This is a genomic window from Caulobacter sp. FWC26 (assembly GCF_002742645.2).
Taxonomy (GTDB): Bacteria; Pseudomonadota; Alphaproteobacteria; order Caulobacterales; family Caulobacteraceae; genus Caulobacter.
In genome coordinates, this window is sequence record NZ_CP033875.1 from 1617498 (window position 1) to 1636693 (window position 19196).

The 19196-nt window shown below is 66.5% G+C and carries 19 protein-coding genes; 6 read left to right on the plus strand and 13 right to left on the minus strand.

Features of this window, described 5'->3' with window-relative positions; genetic code table 11:
• Nucleotides 1-211: 211 nt before the first annotated feature.
• Nucleotides 212-973 carry an NTP transferase domain-containing protein gene (locus CSW63_RS09065; RefSeq protein WP_062094019.1) on the plus strand — a complete coding sequence of 254 codons (762 nt, stop codon included), beginning with the start codon at nucleotides 212-214 and terminating at the stop codon, nucleotides 971-973.
• Here the strand turns inward: CSW63_RS09065 and CSW63_RS09070 are convergent.
• The 6 genes from CSW63_RS09070 to CSW63_RS09095 all read right to left on the minus strand — a co-directional run bounded on the left by CSW63_RS09070 (nucleotide 970) and on the right by CSW63_RS09095 (nucleotide 6621).
• Nucleotides 970-1728 (minus strand): nucleotidyltransferase family protein, encoded by a 759-nt coding sequence (locus CSW63_RS09070; protein WP_062094020.1) that lies wholly within the window; start codon nucleotides 1726-1728, stop codon nucleotides 970-972. The genes CSW63_RS09065 and CSW63_RS09070 overlap by 4 nt on opposite strands.
• Complete coding sequence (gene bcerS, locus CSW63_RS09075; protein ID WP_062094021.1) at nucleotides 1725-2879, minus strand: ceramide synthase; 1155 nt, start codon at nucleotides 2877-2879, stop codon at nucleotides 1725-1727. The genes CSW63_RS09070 and bcerS overlap by 4 nt, the downstream gene beginning before the upstream one ends.
• Nucleotides 2879-3940, minus strand: a complete 1062-nt coding sequence (locus CSW63_RS09080) for an LptF/LptG family permease (protein WP_099503772.1) — start codon at nucleotides 3938-3940, stop codon at nucleotides 2879-2881. The genes bcerS and CSW63_RS09080 overlap by 1 nt, the downstream gene beginning before the upstream one ends.
• Nucleotides 3937-5157 (minus strand): LptF/LptG family permease, encoded by a 1221-nt coding sequence (locus CSW63_RS09085; RefSeq protein WP_062094023.1) that lies wholly within the window; start codon nucleotides 5155-5157, stop codon nucleotides 3937-3939. The genes CSW63_RS09080 and CSW63_RS09085 overlap by 4 nt, the downstream gene beginning before the upstream one ends.
• A complete protein-coding gene (locus CSW63_RS09090; protein WP_062094024.1) occupies nucleotides 5154-5591 on the minus strand; it encodes an HIT family protein in 438 nt (145 codons plus the stop codon). Before CSW63_RS09090 ends, CSW63_RS09085 begins: the two co-directional genes overlap by 4 nt.
• Before the next feature lie 109 nt (nucleotides 5592-5700).
• Complete coding sequence (locus CSW63_RS09095; protein WP_062094025.1) at nucleotides 5701-6621, minus strand: metallophosphoesterase; 921 nt, start codon at nucleotides 6619-6621, stop codon at nucleotides 5701-5703.
• Nucleotides 6622-6697: 76 nt separating this feature from the next.
• Here CSW63_RS09095 and CSW63_RS09100 point away from each other — a divergent pair, with 76 nt between their 5' ends.
• From CSW63_RS09100 to CSW63_RS09110, 3 genes are read left to right on the plus strand one after another with little or no spacing between them, the layout of a single operon-like run.
• Complete coding sequence (locus CSW63_RS09100; protein WP_062094026.1) at nucleotides 6698-7825, plus strand: CDP-alcohol phosphatidyltransferase family protein; 1128 nt, start codon at nucleotides 6698-6700, stop codon at nucleotides 7823-7825.
• Nucleotides 7744-8736, plus strand: coding sequence for a diacylglycerol kinase family protein (locus CSW63_RS09105; protein ID WP_062094027.1), 993 nt, complete (start codon nucleotides 7744-7746; stop codon nucleotides 8734-8736). The genes CSW63_RS09100 and CSW63_RS09105 overlap by 82 nt, the downstream gene beginning before the upstream one ends.
• Nucleotides 8733-9614, plus strand: coding sequence for a hypothetical protein (locus CSW63_RS09110; protein ID WP_062094028.1), 882 nt, complete (start codon nucleotides 8733-8735; stop codon nucleotides 9612-9614). The genes CSW63_RS09105 and CSW63_RS09110 overlap by 4 nt, the downstream gene beginning before the upstream one ends.
• 65 nt (nucleotides 9615-9679) lie before the next feature.
• Here CSW63_RS09110 and spt read toward each other — a convergent pair whose 3' ends face one another.
• From spt to lptC, 6 genes are all read right to left on the minus strand, one after another.
• Nucleotides 9680-10894, minus strand: a complete 1215-nt coding sequence (gene spt / locus CSW63_RS09115) for a serine palmitoyltransferase (protein ID WP_062094029.1) — start codon at nucleotides 10892-10894, stop codon at nucleotides 9680-9682.
• Between the two features lie 3 nt (nucleotides 10895-10897).
• Nucleotides 10898-11149, minus strand: coding sequence for an acyl carrier protein (locus CSW63_RS09120; RefSeq protein ID WP_062094030.1), 252 nt, complete (start codon nucleotides 11147-11149; stop codon nucleotides 10898-10900).
• Between the two features lie 35 nt (nucleotides 11150-11184).
• On the minus strand, nucleotides 11185-12180 hold the full coding sequence (gene cerR / locus CSW63_RS09125) for a ceramide reductase (protein ID WP_062094031.1): 996 nt from the start codon (nucleotides 12178-12180) through the stop codon (nucleotides 11185-11187).
• On the minus strand, nucleotides 12170-13888 hold the full coding sequence (locus CSW63_RS09130; protein ID WP_082749349.1) for a fatty acyl-AMP ligase: 1719 nt from the start codon (nucleotides 13886-13888) through the stop codon (nucleotides 12170-12172). Before CSW63_RS09130 ends, cerR begins: the two co-directional genes overlap by 11 nt.
• Nucleotides 13889-13892: 4 nt before the next feature.
• Nucleotides 13893-15224, minus strand: coding sequence for a lipopolysaccharide biosynthesis protein (locus CSW63_RS09135; protein WP_062094032.1), 1332 nt, complete (start codon nucleotides 15222-15224; stop codon nucleotides 13893-13895).
• 111 nt (nucleotides 15225-15335) lie between these two features.
• Nucleotides 15336-15968 (minus strand): LPS export ABC transporter periplasmic protein LptC, encoded by a 633-nt coding sequence (gene lptC / locus CSW63_RS09140; RefSeq protein ID WP_062094033.1) that lies wholly within the window; start codon nucleotides 15966-15968, stop codon nucleotides 15336-15338.
• A 151-nt stretch (nucleotides 15969-16119) separates the two neighbouring features.
• Here lptC and CSW63_RS09145 point away from each other — a divergent pair, with 151 nt between their 5' ends.
• Both CSW63_RS09145 and CSW63_RS09150 read left to right on the plus strand, forming a co-directional pair.
• Nucleotides 16120-17184 carry an LLM class flavin-dependent oxidoreductase gene (locus CSW63_RS09145; protein ID WP_062094034.1) on the plus strand — a complete coding sequence of 355 codons (1065 nt, stop codon included), beginning with the start codon at nucleotides 16120-16122 and terminating at the stop codon, nucleotides 17182-17184.
• Entirely contained in the window at nucleotides 17181-17810 is a 630-nt protein-coding gene (locus tag CSW63_RS09150) for a cysteine hydrolase family protein (protein WP_062094035.1), read from the plus strand. Before CSW63_RS09145 ends, CSW63_RS09150 begins: the two co-directional genes overlap by 4 nt.
• On the opposite strand, the gene CSW63_RS23360 is transcribed toward CSW63_RS09150, so the two are convergent.
• Nucleotides 17807-19114, minus strand: coding sequence for a DsbA family protein (locus CSW63_RS23360; RefSeq protein ID WP_231737317.1), 1308 nt, complete (start codon nucleotides 19112-19114; stop codon nucleotides 17807-17809). The genes CSW63_RS09150 and CSW63_RS23360 overlap by 4 nt on opposite strands.
• Between the last annotated feature and the right edge of the window lie 82 nt (nucleotides 19115-19196).

Here is a 19196-nt window from a genome sequence, read left to right on the forward strand (position 1 = left end):
GAGCGCAGCGACCGTAGCCGATGGGTCGCGTTGCTGGAAAATCGCCGTTAGGGGCTTGCGTCGCGGCGTCGCGATCGGTTCTTGGCGGTCCGCGAAGACTTGCCGAGAGGCGGGTTCGTGCTCAGTTATGCGGTCGCGACCGCCGGGCCGCGGTCCAACGATTCCAGACGGGGCGAGTGAGGCCCCGATTCCAGCGAGATTCCAGAACATCATGCAGCCGGTAAAGACCCTCATTCTCAGCGCTGGTCAGGGCAAGCGACTGTCGCCTCTGACCGACGACCGGCCCAAGTGCCTGGTCGAGCTGGCCGGTCGCTCCGTGCTGGAATGGCAGTTGCGCCATCTGCATCAGGCTGGCGTGACCGAGGCGGTGGTGGTGACCGGCTTCCGCAGCGATCTGGTCGAGGCCGAGGTCGCGCGGCTGACTATGCCGGGCCTGAACGTGCGCACGCTCTACAACCCGTTCTACAGCGTCACCGACAACCTCGCGACCTGCTGGCTGGCCCGGGAAGAGATGCGCGGCGGGCCGTTCATGATCCTCAACGGCGACACCTTGTTCGAGCCGGCGATCGCCGAGCGCCTGATCAGCGCGCCGGACGCCCCAATCACGGTCACCGTCGACCGCAAAGCGGGCGGCTATGACGCCGACGACATGAAGGTGCTGACCGACGGCGACGCTCTGCGCGCCATCGGCAAGACGATCACGGAGTACGACGCCGAGTCGATCGGCTTCCTGCGCTTCAACATCGAGGGCTCGGCCCTGTTCGTGAAGACGCTGGAAGCGATCATGCGGACGCCCGAGGGCCTGAAGCGCTGGTACCTGAGCGTGATCAACGAGATCGCCCAGAACCATGACGTGGTGCGCGTGCGGTCGATCGAAGGCCTGGACTGGGCCGAGATGGACTTCCCGGAAGACCTCGTCCGCAATCGCGCCCTGACGGCGCAGTGGGCCGCCAAGGAGGCCGAGGCCGTTTAGGCCTCGCCCACCAGTTCACGAACCAAATCAAGGTCGGACGGCTTGTCGACATCGACGGCCGCGAGACCGTCTTGCGCCCGCACGGCGGCGGCCTTGACGTCGGCTAGGGCGCCCAGCCGCGCCACGGCCTGGTCCAGGGTCAGCAGCCCGAGCGCGTAGCGGATCAAGAAGCTCGGCCCCAGCATCGCGGCGATCTTCCACGGCTGCTTGCGCAGGGCCTCGACTTTGCGCCAGAGCGTGACCACCCCCATCGCCCGCTCGTCCCGCAGCAGGAACAGATTGCAGCCCGAATAGCGCCCGTCGCGGAACTTAAGATAGGTGCGCTTGGTCTGCGGCGCGGCGGCCTGGACGCGCGCCTCGGGGGCCAGCAGCACTGCGACCTCGGCCCAGTCGGGCGTGTCGGCGAGGAATTGAGTGATCCACTCAGGCTTGAGCAGGGCGTGGTCCACCGTGGTGATCAGCAACGGAAAGCCCAACCGCCCAGCGGCGTCGGCGACGCTTTGGCTGGGGCCCTCGGCGGTAGGCAGCGCCACAGCGCGCGTTCCCGCCAGCGCGGCCTTGATCGTCTCATCGTTGGCGCTGACCCCGATCTTGGCGGCGCCGGCCGCTTCCACGGCGCCAAGCACCCGCGCCAGCAGGGTCTGGCCCTGCAGCACGATCAGGCCCTTGTGGGCGACGCCTGCATAGGCTGCGGCGGGATCGACTTCTCCGGGGCGCGACCCGGCCAGGATCAGCGCCTTGAAAGGCTCGATCACAGGGCCTTCTCATAGACGCGATAGGTCTTGTAGTGCGTGCCGCCGACGTTCTCGGCGATGTGCGTCATGGCCTTGTTGGCCTCCAGCACCCACGAGATTTCATAGCGGTTGTAGCCCAGGCTCATCGCCATATCGCGGCTGGCCTTCATCATCCAGAACGGCAGCATGCGGCCGCGCTGGCTTGTCTGAAACTTCTTCTTTACGCCCATCAGGGGAATGCGGGCCGACTTGACGCCCTTGACCTTCAGCCGCCACAGCAGCTTGGCCCAGCCGAACGGCAGGAGCTTGCCATTCAGGTCGGCGATGGCTTCGTTCACGTTGGGCAGGAAGACCACAACGCCGGCGGCCTCGCCGTCGATCTCGGCGAACCAGACCAGGCGCTTGTCGATCACCTGCTTCAGGGACTTGGCCAGCTGGCGGGTCTCGGCCTCGGTGGTGGGGGTGAAACCCCAGTTGTCCGACCAGGCGTCGTTGAGGATCTCGGTGAGGGTCTGAACCTCCTGGTCGTAGCGGCTCATGTCCAGCTGACGCAGCACCACGCCTGAAGGCAGGCCGCGCTTGACCCGGCGCTGGGCGATCTCGGGGATGTCGCCGGTCTCGTCGGCCCTGTAGGCGAAGAGGTCTTGGGCCTTGGCATAGCCCTGCTCCTCGACCCGCTGGCCGGTATAGATCGGGTCGTGGCCCATCAAGACCATGGGGGGCGTATCGAAGCCCCAGACTAGCAGACCGACCTCTTCGTTGATCGACAGGTTGAAGGGGCCCACGGCGTGCGTGCGGCCGCGCGCGCGCAACCAGTCTTCAGCCGCGCGGAAGAGGACGTTGAACACCGCCGGATCGTCCTCGGCGGCGATCATGCCGAAGTGACCGTCGAGACGCCCCTCGACCGGTTGGGGCGTGAGCTGGTCTATCTGGGCGCTGATCCGGCCCACATCGCGCCCGCCGCGCGTGGCGAGGAACAGCTGCACCTCGGCGTGGTCGAAGAACGGATTGGTCTTCGGGGTCAGGGCGTCGGTCCGCTCCATGAACAGCGGCGTGATCCAGTTGGGATCCTTGGCGTTCAGGCGCGCGGGCAGGGCGATGAACCGTTTCAGCTCGGCCGGCGTCTTGACCGGAATGACCGAGAGGTCGGCGTTGGTGGAGTCGAAAGGCATCACCCCTCCAGGGCCAAGAAGGTTCGGACGGCCAGCGCGCCGAAGATCGCTGGCGCGGCCCAGACGGCCAGGAACGGCGACAATGCGCCGGACTCGCCCAGGGCCGTCAGCATCCCGTTGGCGACCAGGAACATGAGTCCGGCGGCCAAGCCGACGGTCAACAACACTGCGCCCTGGCCGCTTCGGAAATTGGCAAGAGCGACCGGAGCGCTCAGGAGCAGCATCACCAGCGAAACGAAGGGTGAGGCGAAGGCCGCCTGGAAATGGGTGGCGTAGAAGCTCTCGGGACGGTCGGAGCCGCCGTTCTCAAGCGCCCGCCGAGCGGATGCGGCCGTCGGCATGGCGTCCTCGCCGAACAGGCCTTGGACATCTTGCGGGCGGAGTGCGGTCGGCCAAGAGGTCGAGGCGGCGGTGGAGGCTTGCGCGAGATCGCCGGCGAAGCGGGTGGTCTTGGGCTGCGCCAAGGTCCAGGTCTGGCCGTCAAAGCGCGCCGCAGGCGCCTCGACCTTCTCGACGAGGATACCCTTGCCATCGCGACGGAAAATGGTGACGCCCGTGATCGTGCGCCCGTCGGCCGAAGCGTCGGCGCCGATGATCAGGTCTCCGCCCGCCCGGAATGTGCGGGGCGCGGGGGCTTTGCGCTCCGCCGCGGGGGTGGTGTTGCGCCACCAGTCCGCAAGCGTGGGATCGGCGCGTGGGGCCAGCACCTGACCGCAAAGGGCGTCCAGCAGCATGACGGCGACCACCGCCGGCACGGCCATGGCGATGATCCGATAGCCCGAAATGCCGCTCGCCCGCATGGCGACGACGGCGCTTTCCCGGGCTAGTTGTGAGAAGGCGAAAAGCCCCCCGGCCAGCACGGCGATCGGTGCGACCTGCTCGAAAAGCCGGGGCATGCGCAGGGCGGCGTAGTAGGCGACCCCAGCCATGCCCAGGCCTCGGTCCAGGATGTCGCTGGTGACGTCCAGCAGGTCCAGAATCTGAAGGACCGACATCAGGATCAGGGCCGCGCCGAGGATGCGGGTGGCCACCGTCTTCAGGACGTAGAGCTGCAGCTTCATGCGGCTTGTCGCTTCTTCGGCTGGGGCAGCAGTCGCAGGGCGCGCGTCACCAGGTTGTTGATCCGGCGCACCAGACGCGACACCGGCGTGTCGCCCGGGCGGGTCCGGCTGCCGACGAACAGCCAGACGCTGAAGCCGGCGAAGAGCATGAAGGGAACCCAGATCGCGGGGAAGGCGTCAGTCTTGCCAGCCTTGGCCATGCCTTGCCCCAGCAGCAGCGCGTGCTGGAAAGACAACAGCAACAGCCCCGCCATGATCAGGCCCGGCGCCCGGTTGCCGCGCTTCGAGGCCAATCCCAGCGGGAAGGCGAGAAGCGGCAGGAAGGGGAGGAAGGCGGCGCGGGCGATGCGGCCATAGAATTCGCCCATCAAGGCGCCTTTCGAGACCACGGGGTTAGGCGACTCCGCCTGTTTACGGAGTTCGCCCATCGTCAATTCGCGCTCGTCGCCGCCGCGTGCGCGTAGCAAGACGGCGGCCGCTGCGACCGGGGTCTGGGTGGTCAGGCTGTCGAAGGCCAGGTTCCGATAGGTCCCGTTGACGTCATGCGCGATGCGGCGACCGTCGCGCAGGTCCATGGTGATGGTCTTGCCGTTAGGGTCCATCGTCAGGTCTGCCGAAGCGGCGGTGATGATCTCTTCCTGACCCTTGGCGTCGAGACGGCGGATGAACACGCGCGTCAGGCGCTGGCCGGCGATGTCGGCGCTGTCGGCGGTCAGCAGAGAGCCCTTGTCGTCGATGAAGGCTCCGCCGGTCAGGCGCCCGTTCCAGCCCGCGTTGACCGCTGCGTGCATGACCGCGCGAAAGGCGTAGCGGCTATAGGGCTGCATGTAGCCGAACACGATGATGCTGAAGACGCTGAGGAAAAGCCCCACCGCCACGAACGGCGCGGCGATGCGCTCCAGAGACTGGCCGCTGGCGAGCAGCGCATCGACTTCCGAGCCGTCCGACAGCTTCACAATGACGATGAACAGGGCCACAAAGAAAGCCACCGGCAGGGCCAGACCCAGATAGTGCGGCACGAGGTTGGCGGCCAATTGCGCGACATAGCCGAAGCGCGCGCTGCTTTGCGACAAGACGTCCAGCAAGCGCAGGATGCGCTCCAGCAGAAGCGCGATCACTGTTACGCCCAAGCAGGCGACCAAGGGCCAAAACAGCAGGCGCAGCAGGTAGCGGTCGATCAGGCGCGAGCCGCCGCCGGAGGGGCTTTGCGCGCTCACGCGGGGTTCCAAGCCTTGGCGAAGCGCGCAGCCAGACGTTCCACGGCCTCTGGGGCCAGCTCGACCGCTGAGCCCAGCGCGGGGGCGGCCGGCCACCCTGCGTCAGGGAATGAAACGCCATCATGCTCGCGTGCGCCGGCGTATCGCGGCAGCACGTGGAAATGGACGTCCCTATCGACCATCATCAGCATCAGGTAGTTTATCTTCTCGTAGTCGACCTGGCTTTTGAGCAGGCGCTCGATCCCCGCCACCGCCAACTGCAGGTCGGCGAAGGCGGCGGGACTCACCTCCGAGAACGCCTGCACGGCTTCTTTGCACACCAGCACCAGAGACCCAAACGTGGGCTGCTTGGGGCGAACCAGGATAAGCCAATGTTCGGTCTCGGCGACCAACGAAGCGGGGTAGCCGAACGCGAGGGCTGTGGGATTGGTCATGAGAACGCCGAAACTTCCGACCTTTAGCGTCGGCGCATCACAATAGGGACGCGGCGACGGGCGGGAAAGGGTGATCCGCCGGGAATGTGCTGAGCCGGGGCGGGGCGCATCATTCGGCCGAGCCCGCTTTCAGCGCCAGATCGGCCAGGGTGAAGCGTCCCAGCTCTCCGATTTCCAGGGTCTGATCTTTTAGCCCTCGGGCGACGACGCGAACGTGGTGACCGTCCGCCGCACGCGGCTCGATCTCGATCTGGTGCCAGCGCGCGGGCGAATGTCCGCTCGGCTTGGCGGAGGCGGACGGGACGCCCAGAACTGGGATCGCCGCGCCGCCGGGACCTGGAACCGAGCCAACCAAGGCCTCATGCGCGTGGCCGTGCAGCAGGAGGTCCGCGCCACGCCGGGCCAGCACAGCCCGAAGCGCCTCCTGATCTTCCAGGCGCTTGCGCTTGGAGACCGCGCCGGGGTGCGGCGGGTGGTGAAGGATCACCAGCCGGAACAGGTTGGCATAGGCCGGATCGCCGAGCGCGGCGTCGAGGCGTCGAAGCTGTTCGTCGCCCAAGCGCCCGGTCGCCAGATGGGGGGCGGTCGGAACCGCCGAGCACAGGTTGAAGATCGCGACGGGGCCCCGCACGCGTACTTGCGGAAAGCTCGCCTCGCCGCCGTCGCCCAGCCAGGGCGACCAGATCGCAAAGCGCTCATGGCCGCCGACGCCGGCGAGCGCGTCGTGATTTCCGGGGGTCACGGTGTGGTCTGAGGCAGGGCCCAGGCTTTCGAGCCAGGCGCGTGCGGCGGAGGTCTCCGCCGGGGAGGCGAAGTTGGTCAGGTCGCCGCTGATGACTACGTGATCGGGCGCGACCGCCTTCATGTCTGCGACTATCGCCGCCAGAACTTCGGGACGATGGATCTTGCGCTTCTTGCGCCAGGCGATGCGGCTCAACAGACGCTTGGTGAACACGTCTCGCAGGCCGAACGCGCCGGGCGGCGGCGGCAGGTGCGGGTCGGACAGGTGAGCGATGCGATAAATGGACAAGAGGCGTCTGCGGTTCTGGTCGAAGAGGACGAAGCTGCTTATCTATCAGGCCGGGATTCAAGGGGTATAGCCGTCTTTGAGTGGTGAAATTCAAAATGGGCCGCGCGCGCTGACCGTAGGCCGCAGCGACGCCCGCATCTGGGGCATGAGCTCGGCCGAGCGCCTGTCGCGCATTTACCGTCGGCTGGATCTCGTCGAGACGCCGGCGGTGGACCTGTCGCACGCGGTCGTAGCGGTCGATGCGGGCTGGGTGTTCGACGAGTCGTTGATCAAGGCCTTGGCGGGTCGCGAAGGCGCGGTGCTGGTCGACGATGGCGGTCGCGCGGTGGCGGTCCATGCCCCGGCCGATCTGGCCTATGCCGCTTCCGAGGCCCTCGCTAACGGAAGAGACCCGTCTGGATTGGATCCGCGCTTCACCCGCCTCACGGCGCTTGAGCTGGGGTCGGCCTACAACAGTGCGCTGCGCAAGCGTGAGCCGCCTGTCCTCGAGCGCCTGACGCCCGAGACCGTGCGCGCGGTCGAGAAGCGCTTGTTCCAGGGCTCGTACAAGGGCGTCACGGACTTCGTCACCAAGTACGTCTGGCCGACGCCGGCGCGGATCGTCACGCGCTGGTGCGCCCTCGCCAAGATGACGCCGAACCAGGTGACCTTTATCGGCTTTCTGCTGGTGCTGGCTGCGACCTGGCTATTCTGGCAGGGGCAGTTCGGCTGGGGTCTGGTCTGCGCCTGGATCATGACTTTCCTTGACACGGTCGACGGCAAGCTGGCCCGCGTGACCCTGACTTCGTCGAAGTGGGGCAACGTCTTCGACCACGGCATCGATCTGCTGCACCCGCCGTTCTGGTGGTGGGCCTGGTTTGTGGGCGTCTATGCGGTCGGACAAGAGATCCCATATGCCGCTCTCAGCCTTGCCATTGTGGTTGGCGGCTACGTCGCCCAGCGGGTGGAGGAGGGGATCTTCCTGGCCCTGTTCAAGCTGGAGATGCACGCCTGGCGGCCGTTCGACAGCTTCTTTCGCCTCATCACCGCGCGTCGTAATCCGAACCTGATCCTGTTGACGGGCTGCGCGATGGTTGGCCGGCCCGACGTGGGCTTTACGCTCGTGGCGATCTGGACCGCCCTGTGCTTCCTCGTGCACGCCGTCCAGATCGTCCAGGGCCTGGCGGCCCCGAGGGGGTCGATCCAGTCTTGGCTCTCGAAATGACGCGCATCGGAGTTGTCCGCAATCCCCAGAGCCACGGCAACCGTATCCGGCCGCCGGAACCGGCGCCGGAAGGCGTGCGTCTGGTCGAGCCGATCGGCCGTCAGGCTCTGCGGGATGCGCTGGACGACTTCGCGCGCTATGGTCTGGATCTTCTGATCATCGACGGCGGGGACGGGACGATCCGCGATGTGATCAGCTTGTTGCCGCATACGTTCGGGGAGGCCCCGCCGCTTCTCGCGGTGCTGCCGTCCGGCAAGACGAATGTCCTGGCCATTGATCTCGGCGTGCCCGAGGTCTGGCGGCTGGAAGACGCGCTTCTCGCCGCGCGGCGGGAAAGCCCCACGATCAAGTCGCGCCCGCCGCTGAGGGTCAGCTGGGCCGATGACAGACCGTGTCTCCAGGGCTTCTTCTTCGGCGTCGGAGCCCCCGTGAAGGCGACCAATCTGGCGCAACGCGTGCACAAGGTCGGCTTCTTCCACAATATCGCCGTAGCTATGACCCTGGCGACAGCGGCGCTGGGCGCGCTGTTTGGCGGAGCTCGCGACGAGTGGCGAGAGGGCGTGCCGGCTCGTCTGGTGCTGGATGGAGAGGTCCAGGCCGAGGGTAATCGGTTCGCTGTGATCGCTACGGCCTTGAAGCGCCTGCCGTTCGGACTGAAGCCGTTTGGGGTTCCGCGCGAAGGATTGAAGCTTCTCGACGTCAACGCCCCGCCGCGCCGTTTGCACAAGGCTCTGCCCCTGGTTCTGAGCGGCAGGGTGATCCCGGTTCTGGAGAGCCTGGGCTATCGCCGGCGCGACCCCAATGACGTCCGTCTTTCGGGGGGCGCGCCCTTCGTTCTCGACGGCGAGGTTTTTGAGGGCGGAGATTTGACGATCCGTCTCGGACCGGCCTTGCGGTTCCTGGTCGGATGAGCCGCTTGCGCGACCTCGTCGCGGCCGAGCTCTCCCAGACGACGCCCGAACCAATCTCCGCCTTCGCGGCCCATCTGGCGAAGCGATTTTCGGGCGCGCGCGCGGTGTTGTTTTATGGCTCGATTTTGCGGACCGGCGACCTGTCCGGGGTGCTGGACTACTATGTGCTGACCGAGCGTGTCCCAGTCGGCTGGCGTGGGGTGTTCACGCGCCTGCTCTGGCCGGATGTCAGCTACCATGAGTTCGAGCACGGCGGCACGACCTTGCGGGCCAAGGTCGCGTCGATGACCTTGGCGCAATTCCAGCGCGCGACCGGTGGCGAGGGTCTCGACACGACGATCTGGGCGCGCTTCGTGCAGCCCAGCGCACTTGTCTGGTCCGGCGACGGCGCGCGTGAGGCGGTGATCGACGCGGTCACCGAGGCGTGTCGCGCGGCGGCGGGCTTCGCCCAAGCCCTGGGACCGACGGGCGGCGCGCCGCTCGCGCTTTGGGCGGCGCTCTTCCAGGAAACCTACAAGGCTGAGCTGCGCGTCGAGAAGGCTGGCCGCGAGGTGTCTATCCTGACCTTTGATCCGGATCGCTACCATCGGCTCATGGAGAGCATCTGGGCTGACGAGGAGCGGGGCCTCAAGCCGGATGAACGCGAAGGGCTGGTCAAGGCTTGGCGCCTTCGACGCGCGTTTGGAAAGCCTTTGAACGTCGCGCGCCTCCTCAAGGCAGCCTTCACGTTCCAGGGGGCGGCGCGTTATGCGGCCTGGAAGATTCAACGCCATACGGGCGTGGCGATTGAGGTCACGTCTTGGCGCGAGCGCCACCCGATCCTCGCCGCGCCGGGCGTGCTGCTCAAGGTGTGGCGAGAGCGCCGGCGAACCACCTGAGCCGATCCAAAGCAAAACGCCCGAACCGTGAGGTCCGGGCGTTCTGTCTAGCGATAGGACTGCTCTCAGGCGCGGGCGCGCTTGAGGGGTTCGATCACGCCCAGAGCCGCGCCGATCTCGCCATAGGTCTTGAGGACGGCGTCGATCTGTTCATCGGTGTGCGCGGCGCTGACGCTGGCGCGCAGCAGCGGACGGCTGTCGGGCGTGGCGGGCGGCAGGGCCAGGTTCAGATACACGCCGGCCTGCAGCAGCCCGTTCCACATGGCGATGGCGCGTTCCTGGTCGGGCATCGTCGCCGCGACGATCGGACTGGCGCTGGGGCCCGTCAGGAAGCCCATGGCGGTCAGGCCGTCGTACAGGCGCTTGGCGTTGCGGTTCAGGCGATCGCGCAACTCGGGCTGCTCGACCATGCGGCGCAGGGCCGTTACGGTCGACGCGACCACGGCGGGCGGCAGCGAGGCGGTGAACATGTAGGGACGGCAAACGACGCGCATGACATCGAAGTCATCGTGATCGGAGACGCAGAAGCCACCGATGGCGCCCAGGCTCTTTGAGAAGGTGCCGACGATGAAGTCGACGTCTTCCTCAACGCCCGCCGCTTCGGCGAGGCCGCGACCGGTCGCGCCCAGCACGCCCATCGAATGGGCTTCGTCGACGAGCAGATAACCGCCCATCTCGCGCTTTACGGCGGCGATTTCCTTGAGCGGCGCCACGTCGCCAATCATCGAGTAGATGCCTTCGACGACGATCAGGCGCTCGCCCGGGGCGTCGCCCAGGCGACGCAGGCGCTTGGCCAGGTCTTCGGGGTCGTTGTGGCGGAAGCGGATCACCTCAGCATGGCCAAGGCGCGAGCCGTCATAGATCGAGGCGTGGCTGTCGGCGTCGAGGATCAGATGGTCGCCGCGGCCGACCAGAGTCGACAGCACGCCGAGATTGGCCTGGTAGCCGGTCGTGAAGACCATGGCGTGCTTGCGGCCGTAGAACTTGGCCAGTTCATGCTCAAGTTCGACGTGGGTCTCGAAGCTGCCGTTGGCGATGCGGGAACCTGTGGTGCCCGTGCCGCGTTCCTGTACCGCTTTCACCGAAGCGGCGATGGCCTGTTCGTCGAAAGTCAGGCCCAGATAGTTGTTTGTGCCCAGCAGGATCGTGGGACGCCCATCGACGACCCCCTCGGTCGGCGAGTGGACGGCGTCGAAGCGCACCTTGAACGGATTGGCGCCGACGTCCTGGATAGCCTTGTACGCATCGCGATAGGCCAGGTGCTTATCAAATAGCCCCATCAGTTAAGCCCTAGTCCGGAGATCGTTGATCAGTTTGGAAAGGTCGCCAGCGGTCTCGACGGACGCCAGACGGTCGAGCGGGATGGAGATGTCGAAGGTATCCTCGAGCTCCATGATGATGTTCATCAGGGCGAGGGAGTCGACGGCGAGGTCGCGACCAATATGCGACTCCGCACGAACCTCGACGGCCCGTCCAAGAACCTTGCTCGCTGCTACCCCGATCTCGCGCAAGCTGAGATCCGTAACCGTATCCATTCTGAGTCAAACCTCCGGGAGCCCCACCCGTTACACTACTGTAGCGACGAGTCTGTCAGATTTCCGCCATATTTGAACTCGGCGGCGATATTTTTGGGTAACCAACCCGCTGCTCGGTACCAATCGACGGTGTGAGCGAACCCGTCGATGAGACCGAACATGCTGGGTACTCCCTCCGACATCGGAGCGCTAGATAGGGTCCAATCGGCGTGAAGCAACTCCCGCGCCTTGCCCCAACCAAAGACGGAAGGGGTTTTTGTGAGCGAAGACCAAGCATCTGCAAGGGCTCCAGCGGCGAGGACGCCCTGATCCGGAAGCCTGACCAGGCGTGGATTCGCCCCCATAACCCTCGCCGCGCCGCTCATGATTTCCGTCCAACTGTAACCATCGCGCCGCACATCGGACAGCTCCACGACGCCCAAAGTGGGTGACCGACAGAACGCCACGAGCTTTGCGGCCGCATCATGGACGTGAATCATCGCGATCCGGGACTTGGGCGAAAGCACGGGAAGCACCGGGCTGCGGGCCGCGAGTCGGAAGAGCGCCAGGGTCTCCGTGTCGCCCGGTCCATAGATCGCTGGCGGCCGCACGATCAGGGCGCTGGGATCGGTGGCGCGCACCGCTTCTTCGCCTGCGCGCTTGCTGGCGGCGTAGTGGGAGAGCCCGGGTTCGCGGGCGGCGAGGCTGGACACCAGGATGAATCGAGCGCCGGCCGCCTTGGCCGCCGCCGCCGCCGCCTGGGCTCCGTCCCGGTTGACGCCGTGAAAGGCTTCCAGGCTCCGGGCCTTGATCAGGCCCGCGCCATGAATGACCGTTTCCGCGCCCGAGGAAAGCCGCTCAAGCGCGCCGGGTGTGCGAAGATCGCCGGTGACAATCTCGACTTCGATATCGCTCCACAGCGGATGGATCGGGTCGCGCCGGACGAGGACACGAGGCGTCCAGCCGTCCTGCGCCAGGGCGCGGACGAGGTGTCGGCCCAGAAAGCCCGTCGCGCCGGTGACGGCGACGACGCCCCGCGCCCTAGTCGCCATAGGCGCCGGCCAGATAGGCCGCCTTGGCTTTCGAACGGCTTAGCTTGCCTGACGAGGTCTGGGGGAGGGCGTGGGCGCCGACCAGTTTGACCTTGGTTTCCACGCCATGCCGGGTGCGCAGAAGGGTGGCTACAGCCTCGCTCAGCGCGGAGCGGCTGTCGGCGTCACCGCCGCGCGCTTGTACGAGAACAACGATTTGGTCCTCGGGTTCGGCGGGGATCGCGAAGGCGCACACGTCGCCGCTGCGCAGGCCGTCGATCTCATTATCCGCCGTCCATTCAAGGTCTTGCGGCCAGATATTGCGACCGTTGAGGATGATCAGATCCTTGGCGCGACCGGTGATGACGATTTCGTCGTCGATTTTGAAGCCGAGGTCACCGGTGTCGAGCCAACCGTCGGCGGACAAGACGCGGGCGGTCTCCTCGGGATTAGCGAAGTAGCCGCTCATCACCGACGGTCCCTTGGCGAAGATACGACCCACGCCGCGCTGAGGCAGAACCTGGCCGTCATCGCCGCGCACTTCCAGGAAGTGGCCGGGCAGGGCGGGGCCGCAGCGCGCGAAATCTCGGGCGCGTTCTGAGTCCGCCGGCGCTTCGACAGCCAGAGAGTCCCTTTCGAGGCGCTCGACGTCCAGGGTTTCGGCCCTTAGGCCCTGGCCCAGCGGCGCCATCGACAACGCCAGGGTCGCCTCGGCCATGCCGTAGCTGGCGACGAACGCCTTGTCGGAAAAACCTGCCGGCGCGAAGGCCTCGACGAACGCTTTCAGGGGCGGCATGCGGATCATGTCGCCGCCCAGACCCGCGCTTCGCCAATGGGACAGGCTGTAGTTTTCAAGCGACTGGCCCTGCACGCGGCGGGCGCAGAGCTCGTAGCCGAAAGTGGGGCTGTAGGCGATCGTCGCCTTGTTCCGGCCGATCAGGTCGATCCACAGCAGTGGACGGCGGACGAAGGCCCCGGTCGGTAGCAGGTCGACCGACATCTGGCAGCTGAGCGGGCTGAGCAGGAAGCCGATCAGGCCCATGTCGTGATAGAGCGGCAGCCAGGAAATGGCGCGGTCCGAGGCCTTCACTTGCAGGCCATCGCGCGTGATGGCGACGCAGTTGGCCATCAGGGCCTTGTGGCGGACGAGCACGCCGGTTGGCGTGCGTGTGCTGCCCGACGAGAACTGGAGATAGCAGGGGTCCTCGGGCGTAATGGCCGGCAATGTCGCGCCAGCGTCCTCGGGGAGGTCGGCCAGAACTCCGGCGAAGGACAGCCCAGCGCGCGCGCCGATCTCGACGACCCAGTCCTTGAGGCCAGTCGGACCGATCAGGATGTTGGCCTTGGCCGAGCGGGCAAGGTTGGAAATCTGTTCAATATAGGCTTCGCGACCGCCCAGTGGGGTCGGCAACGCCATCGGTGCGGGCAGCAGGCCGGCGTACTGGCAGGCGAAGAAGGCGCGGACGAAATCGCCATCGGTCTCGGCCAGCAGCGCGACGCTGTCGCCGACCTTGGCGCCGGTCGCCAGCAACCGCCGCGCCAAAACCACCGCCTCATCACGAAGCTTGGCGTAGGGCAGGGCTTCCACCAGTTCGCCGCGCAGCGAGTAGAGGTTGATCCCGGTCTCGCCCGTCGCGGCGAAATCCAGGGCCTGGGTCAGGGTCGGGAAGTCGGCGAACCGAACAGTGCGGTCAGACGCCGTGGGCGTGATCATAACTTGGGCCTTCATCGTCTTATGTCGGACGCGGCGCGACGTTGTCCTCGGCCGCGAGTCGGGCGAGCCGGCGGCGCGCCATCAAATACATGCCAATCGCCATTGCCAAAGCCGACGCAACCAGAGCGGCGCCTGCGCCCGTCAGGCCGAAGGTCCTGATGAGCGGTACGAGGGCCGAAAGATAGGCCATGACAACGACGAGGCGAACCATCAGAGCCGCGCCCGCCGCGCGCATCGACACCAGCATCGGCTCCAGTGGTAGGGTCATGACGCCGATGGCCGCTGCGGCCACCTGCCAGTTCATGACGCCCGCAGCGGCGCCGAAGGCGGGACCCATGACCGTCTCGAGGATCCATCGTCCAGCGAGCAGACTGGCCAGCAGAAGCACCCCGGCCGCCGCGCCCCCGATCAGGGCGATCTGAACCGCCAGTTTGGTCATGGCCTGCTGTCCGCCAGAGGCGCGCATCTTGGCCAGCTCCGGGTAGAGCGCCGGCACCATCAGACGCGCGGGCTTGGCCATGCCGTCCGCCACCTGCTTGCCGATCCGCCAGAGCGCAGCCTGCGCAGGACCCAGCAAGGCGCCGACCGCCATGGTGAGCACATGGGTGAAGCCGACATCCAAGGTTCCGGAGAAGTTGGTCGCGAGGGCGAAGCGCCAGACCCCCGGTATGTCCTTGCTGGTAGGGCCAATGACGGTAAAGCCGGTGAGCAAGCCCCGCCGCGTCAGATCGCGGAGCGCGATGGTCGCGATGTAGAAGAACGAGGCGAAAGTTCCGGCCGCCCAGGCCAGTAGGAAGTACTGGATGGGCGCCTCAGTCAGGGCGCAGATCGCGCAGCCGACCATCCGGACCAACGAGCTGACCGCTTGTTCAGCGGCGAGATAGCGGAACCGGTCGAAGAGGCGCAGCAGCCCGACGCCCGTGGCCGAGGTCATGACGCCAATCGACAAGGCGTAAAGCGCGCCATAGCCGCTCATGCCCTCCGGCCAGCTCAGCTGACGCCAGAATAGCCAGGCCCCCACCACGCCCAAAAGCACGCCCAGGACGCCGCTGATCAAATCCAGAAGAAGCGAGAAGCGTAGGACCTGTTGGAAACGTCGCCTGTCGTTCTCCATCAGCGGCCCGGCGCCGAAGGTGATCATGGTCTGCCACGACTGGAAGTGCGCGACCTCGCCCAGGAACTGCGCGAAGGCGTTGATGACGACCAGAACGCCCATCAACTCCGCGCCAAGGCTGCGGGCGGTGAGAGCAATGTAGGCTAGGCCCACGATCGCGTTGACGACACGGCCGCTGAGCAACTGACCCGCGTTGCTGAGCACCTTCTTGAGCGGGGTCTCGATGACTTGCGTCATGCAGACCCCTCCGGCGCCGCAACGGCCATGGCGGCGGTCACCGACAGGCTTTGCCAAACCTGCCGGCGTTGCATGATGTTTATGAGGCAGACGCGTTGTGCGCTGGCCACGTCAGGGTCGCGGCTCCAGCCGCGTTTTGACGCGCCCTTTCAGCACGACCCGGTCGCCCTGGTCCGTCACATCATAGGCGTTGGCGCGCGTGCTGCCCTTGGGCCCCGAGCCCGCGATCCCGGCGTCGCCACTGACTGCACCCGTCCGCATGTCGATCAAAGCGCGAGGCGCATCAAAGTCATAGCCTTCGCTGCTGGTGATCTTCACGTCATCGGTCAGAAGCAGCGTATGCTCGGCCTCTCGATAGAGGCCCGTCTTCGCGGTCGCCTGGCTGGGGTTGGGCTGGCCGTAGCCCCGGACAAGCACGGGCGCGGTCAGGCGCACGAGGTTCTCGTCCTTCAGGTCGCGTTCGGCGCGGTCGGCGGTGATCAGGAACGGGCGACCGTCCTTCAAGACACCCGTGAAGCGCGGCTTGTCCAGGATCAGCGGCGCGCTGGCGGCCCGAGTCTGGACCTTGCTGGACGCCACACTGCGCCAGGACGCTTGAAGGATGACAGCGGCGCCGACGCCGATCGCGAACAAGGCAAGCGCCAGCCGCAACCGTCGAACCGGCGTTCGACGGTGGTTGCGCGCCCGTTCGGCGGCGCTGAGAGAGGAGGTGACGGCGGCGACGCCGTCGGATTGGGTGAGCATCGGGGGGAATGGATAGTCTCCCAGAGCCTTTCCCCCAAGACCTTTGTTACCGGGCGCATGCCGCGTGGCTGCGTGGGTTGCAGCCTCATGCTGGTTGTTTGGCGTCGCTAAGCGCGTGATCCCGCGCCGCACGCCGTGTAAGAACCGCGTCATGGTTCCCAGCGGTTCACGACATAAGGATTTCGGCGTCTTCCTGCCTGTCGCCAATGGCGGCTGGATCGTGTCCGGAACAACGCCGGTCCTGGATGGCCTCTACGCGCAGAACAAAGCTGCGGCGGTGCTGGCGGACGCGATCGGCATGGATTTTGTCATGTCGATGGGCAAGTTTCGGGGCTTTGGCGGCGAAACCGACCACTGGGGAACCTCGCTGGAGTCGGTGACCCTGATGGCGGCGATCGCCGAGGCGACCCAGAACGTTCGCATCTGGACCACAATCCATCCGCTTCTGCAGAACCCGGCCGTGGCCGCAAAGATGGTGGCGACGCTGGACCACATCAGCGGGGGGCGGGCGGGCCTCAACATCGTCGCCGGGGCGTACAAGGCCGAGTTCGACCAGATGAGCGCCTGGGACGATTCGCTGTCGCACGACGATCGCTACGCGCTGGCCGAGGAGTGGACGACCATCGTCAAGCGGCTGTGGACCGAGGACAGCGTCGACTTCGTCGGGCGCTATTTCACGATGAAGGACTGTCAGTCCAAGCCTAAACCGCTTTCCAAGCCTCGCCCGGAGTTGATCTGCGCGGGAATGTCGGACAGGGGCTTTCAGTTCTCGGTGCGGGAAGCCGACGCCTGCTTCATCGGCGGGCGTTCGCGCGAGGAGCATCGAGACGCCTCCCGTCGCGCCAAGGGCATGGCTGAGCGCTTGGGGCGAACGATCCGCACCTATGCGATGTGCACTGTCATCCATGGTGAAACCGATGAGGCTGCGCAGGGGTTCGTGGCGCGCTACGCCGATGGCGCTGACATCGGGGCGATCCTGGCGATGCTGAGCAGCTGGGGCGTACCGGCCGACCAGTTGCAGGCAACGGCCAAGCGCCAGGGCGCGTTCATGACCCAGACGGTGGTCGGCTCGCCCGCATCGTGCCTGGAGCAGGTCTCGGCCTTCGTCACGGAGTGCGAACTGGATGGCTTGATGCTGATTTTCCCCGACTATGCCGAGGGCCTGGCGATGTTCGGTTCGGAGATTCTGCCGACTCTGCGGAGGACGTTCGCGTGAGCCTGAGCGACTGGATCGCGCCGGGACGAACGGCGCTTGTCATCGTTGACATGCAGGTCGACTTCGCCGCTCCTGACGGTCTGTCCGCGCAGTGGGGCATGGATCTTTCGGCGGTTCCCGCCGCGATCGCGGCTGCGGAGCGTCTCGTGGAGGCTGCGCGCCAAGCCAAAGCGCCCGTGGTCTTCGTAGGGCTCTTCACGACGCCCGATACGGATTCGGAGGCCTGGTACGAGCGCGGACGGCGAAAAGGTCATGACCCCAACGAGAGTCCCGCGCTGTGCCGCGCCGACGCGCCGGGCAGCGCGTTCTACGGGCCTCAGCCGTTAAACGGCGACCTCGTCTTTCGAAAGACCCGTTACAGCCCGTTCTGGGACACCGACATCGCCGCCAGGCTCAGGGCTATGGGCGTCGACACCCTGGTGCTCGCGGGTTTGACGACCGAATGCTGTGTCGACAGCACCGCGCGCGACGCGTTCAACCATAATTTTCATGTCTTCGTCGTCAGCGACGCCTGCGCCGCCTACGAGCCTGACCTACACGCTGCGGCGCTGAGAATGCTCGACCTCAACACCGCCATTCTGACCGATGCCGACAGCGTCGTGCGAGTGTGGAACGCGGCGCTCTAGGTCGCCGGGGCGGACGGGGTCAGCGCCATGGCCGCTCGAATGTCATCTTCCAGCATTCCCAACCTGTCCTGGCCCCAATGCGCCTCACGCCCGCTGACCCGGAAGGTCGGCGCACCCCATAGGCCTGCCTGCAGCAGCGCAGCCCGATTGACCTCGGCGCGCTGGCGCCAGCTTTGATCCGCCAGCGCGGCGGCGGTCTGGGCGTCGGTCAAGCCTGCTTGGCGGGCGACATCGTAAAGGCCGGCGTCCTCGGCCAGGGCGATGCCGTCGGCGAAGGCGGCCTTGAGGCCCAGTTCCGCAAACTGTTCGCCTAGACCCAGATCCATCGCGTGGTGGAGGACGGCCAATGCGCGCTCAGCCCCCGCACCGACCGGATCGACGATGCGCCCAAAGGGCAGGCCCAGTCGCTCGGCTTCGCGTTTGCAGTCCAGCGTGATGTAGATCGTCTTGATCCTGGGCACGGCCAGGCCGCGCATGACCATCGGCAGGATCGGCCGCAATTCCAACTTGGCGCCATAGGCCTGGGTCAGCTCCCGGATGCGCGGCATGAACAGCCAGGAATAGGGGCTGCGGAACGAGAACCAGGCCTCTACCGTCGGCGGGGCGCCGAGCGGCGCCGGCCCAAGGGAGGGCTCCAGGGCAGGGGCCAGCGGCGGCGAACCGGCCTCGCGGTCCAGCCCGCGCGCTCCGAGCCGCGCTTCCAGATGTCCCAGGCGATCGACGCCCCAGAACCACTCGCCTTCGAAGTGAAACATGCCGCCCAGATAGTGTCCGAGCTCTGCGCGTCGGGCCGCGCCAGCGGCGAGCAAAGCGTCTGCGCGGCCTGGACTTGGAACTCCATTTGACGTCGCCCGTCCGGTGAGCGTCGTGTCATCGCCCATCCACAGGCTGGCCCCGGCGGTAGGCGCGACATCGTCGAAGCGTCCCTGATCAAGCGCTTCGGCGAGAACGGCCTGAAGATGCTTCACCGCTTTCGGGGCGGGCAAGGCGGCGTTGCCCGGAAACGCGAGCCCTCGGACCTGCGCCACCCGGGCCGCATCACGGAGGCCATAGGCGCGAAGCCGTTCACGATCGGGCGCGGCGGAATCCTCGGGCGGCGGAACAAGACAGATCTCGATCTCCGCCGCGTAGCGCGTGCGCAGCCTGGGCAGCATCTGCGCCGCCAGGTGAGAATAAGGGTCGTCGGCCTGGTGGAAGTAGCGGATTGTCGGCCGCTCGCCGCGCAAGCGGGCCGACAACGCCGCCGCGTCTCGGGCCCACCTCCGGCGGGTGGGACTGGTCAGGGCGGTAGTCACGCTTCGCATGATCAGGGCGCGCAGGGACAAGGCAGGGCCTCCAAGTCGATCGTTGGATGACATCTAGCGGCACGATGAATGTCAATATATG

Bases quoted from the DNA above. Each gene is read 5' to 3' on its own strand.
- spt (WP_062094029.1), bottom strand. From the start codon at position 10,894: ATGGGGCTATTTGATAAGCACCTGGCCTATCGCGATGCGTACAAGGCT.
- CSW63_RS09065 (WP_062094019.1), top strand. From the start codon at position 212: ATGCAGCCGGTAAAGACCCTCATTCTCAGCGCTGGTCAGGGCAAGCGA.
- bcerS (WP_062094021.1), bottom strand. From the start codon at position 2,879: ATGCCTTTCGACTCCACCAACGCCGACCTCTCGGTCATTCCGGTCAAG.
- CSW63_RS09110 (WP_062094028.1), top strand. From the start codon at position 8,733: ATGAGCCGCTTGCGCGACCTCGTCGCGGCCGAGCTCTCCCAGACGACG.
- lptC (WP_062094033.1), bottom strand. From the start codon at position 15,968: ATGCTCACCCAATCCGACGGCGTCGCCGCCGTCACCTCCTCTCTCAGC.
- CSW63_RS09135 (WP_062094032.1), bottom strand. From the start codon at position 15,224: ATGACGCAAGTCATCGAGACCCCGCTCAAGAAGGTGCTCAGCAACGCG.
- CSW63_RS09130 (WP_082749349.1), bottom strand. From the start codon at position 13,888: ATGAAGGCCCAAGTTATGATCACGCCCACGGCGTCTGACCGCACTGTT.
- CSW63_RS09120 (WP_062094030.1), bottom strand. From the start codon at position 11,149: ATGGATACGGTTACGGATCTCAGCTTGCGCGAGATCGGGGTAGCAGCG.
- CSW63_RS09080 (WP_099503772.1), bottom strand. From the start codon at position 3,940: ATGAAGCTGCAGCTCTACGTCCTGAAGACGGTGGCCACCCGCATCCTC.
- CSW63_RS23360 (WP_231737317.1), bottom strand. From the start codon at position 19,114: ATGCGAAGCGTGACTACCGCCCTGACCAGTCCCACCCGCCGGAGGTGG.
- CSW63_RS09090 (WP_062094024.1), bottom strand. From the start codon at position 5,591: ATGACCAATCCCACAGCCCTCGCGTTCGGCTACCCCGCTTCGTTGGTC.
- CSW63_RS09145 (WP_062094034.1), top strand. From the start codon at position 16,120: ATGGTTCCCAGCGGTTCACGACATAAGGATTTCGGCGTCTTCCTGCCT.
- cerR (WP_062094031.1), bottom strand. From the start codon at position 12,180: ATGGCGACTAGGGCGCGGGGCGTCGTCGCCGTCACCGGCGCGACGGGC.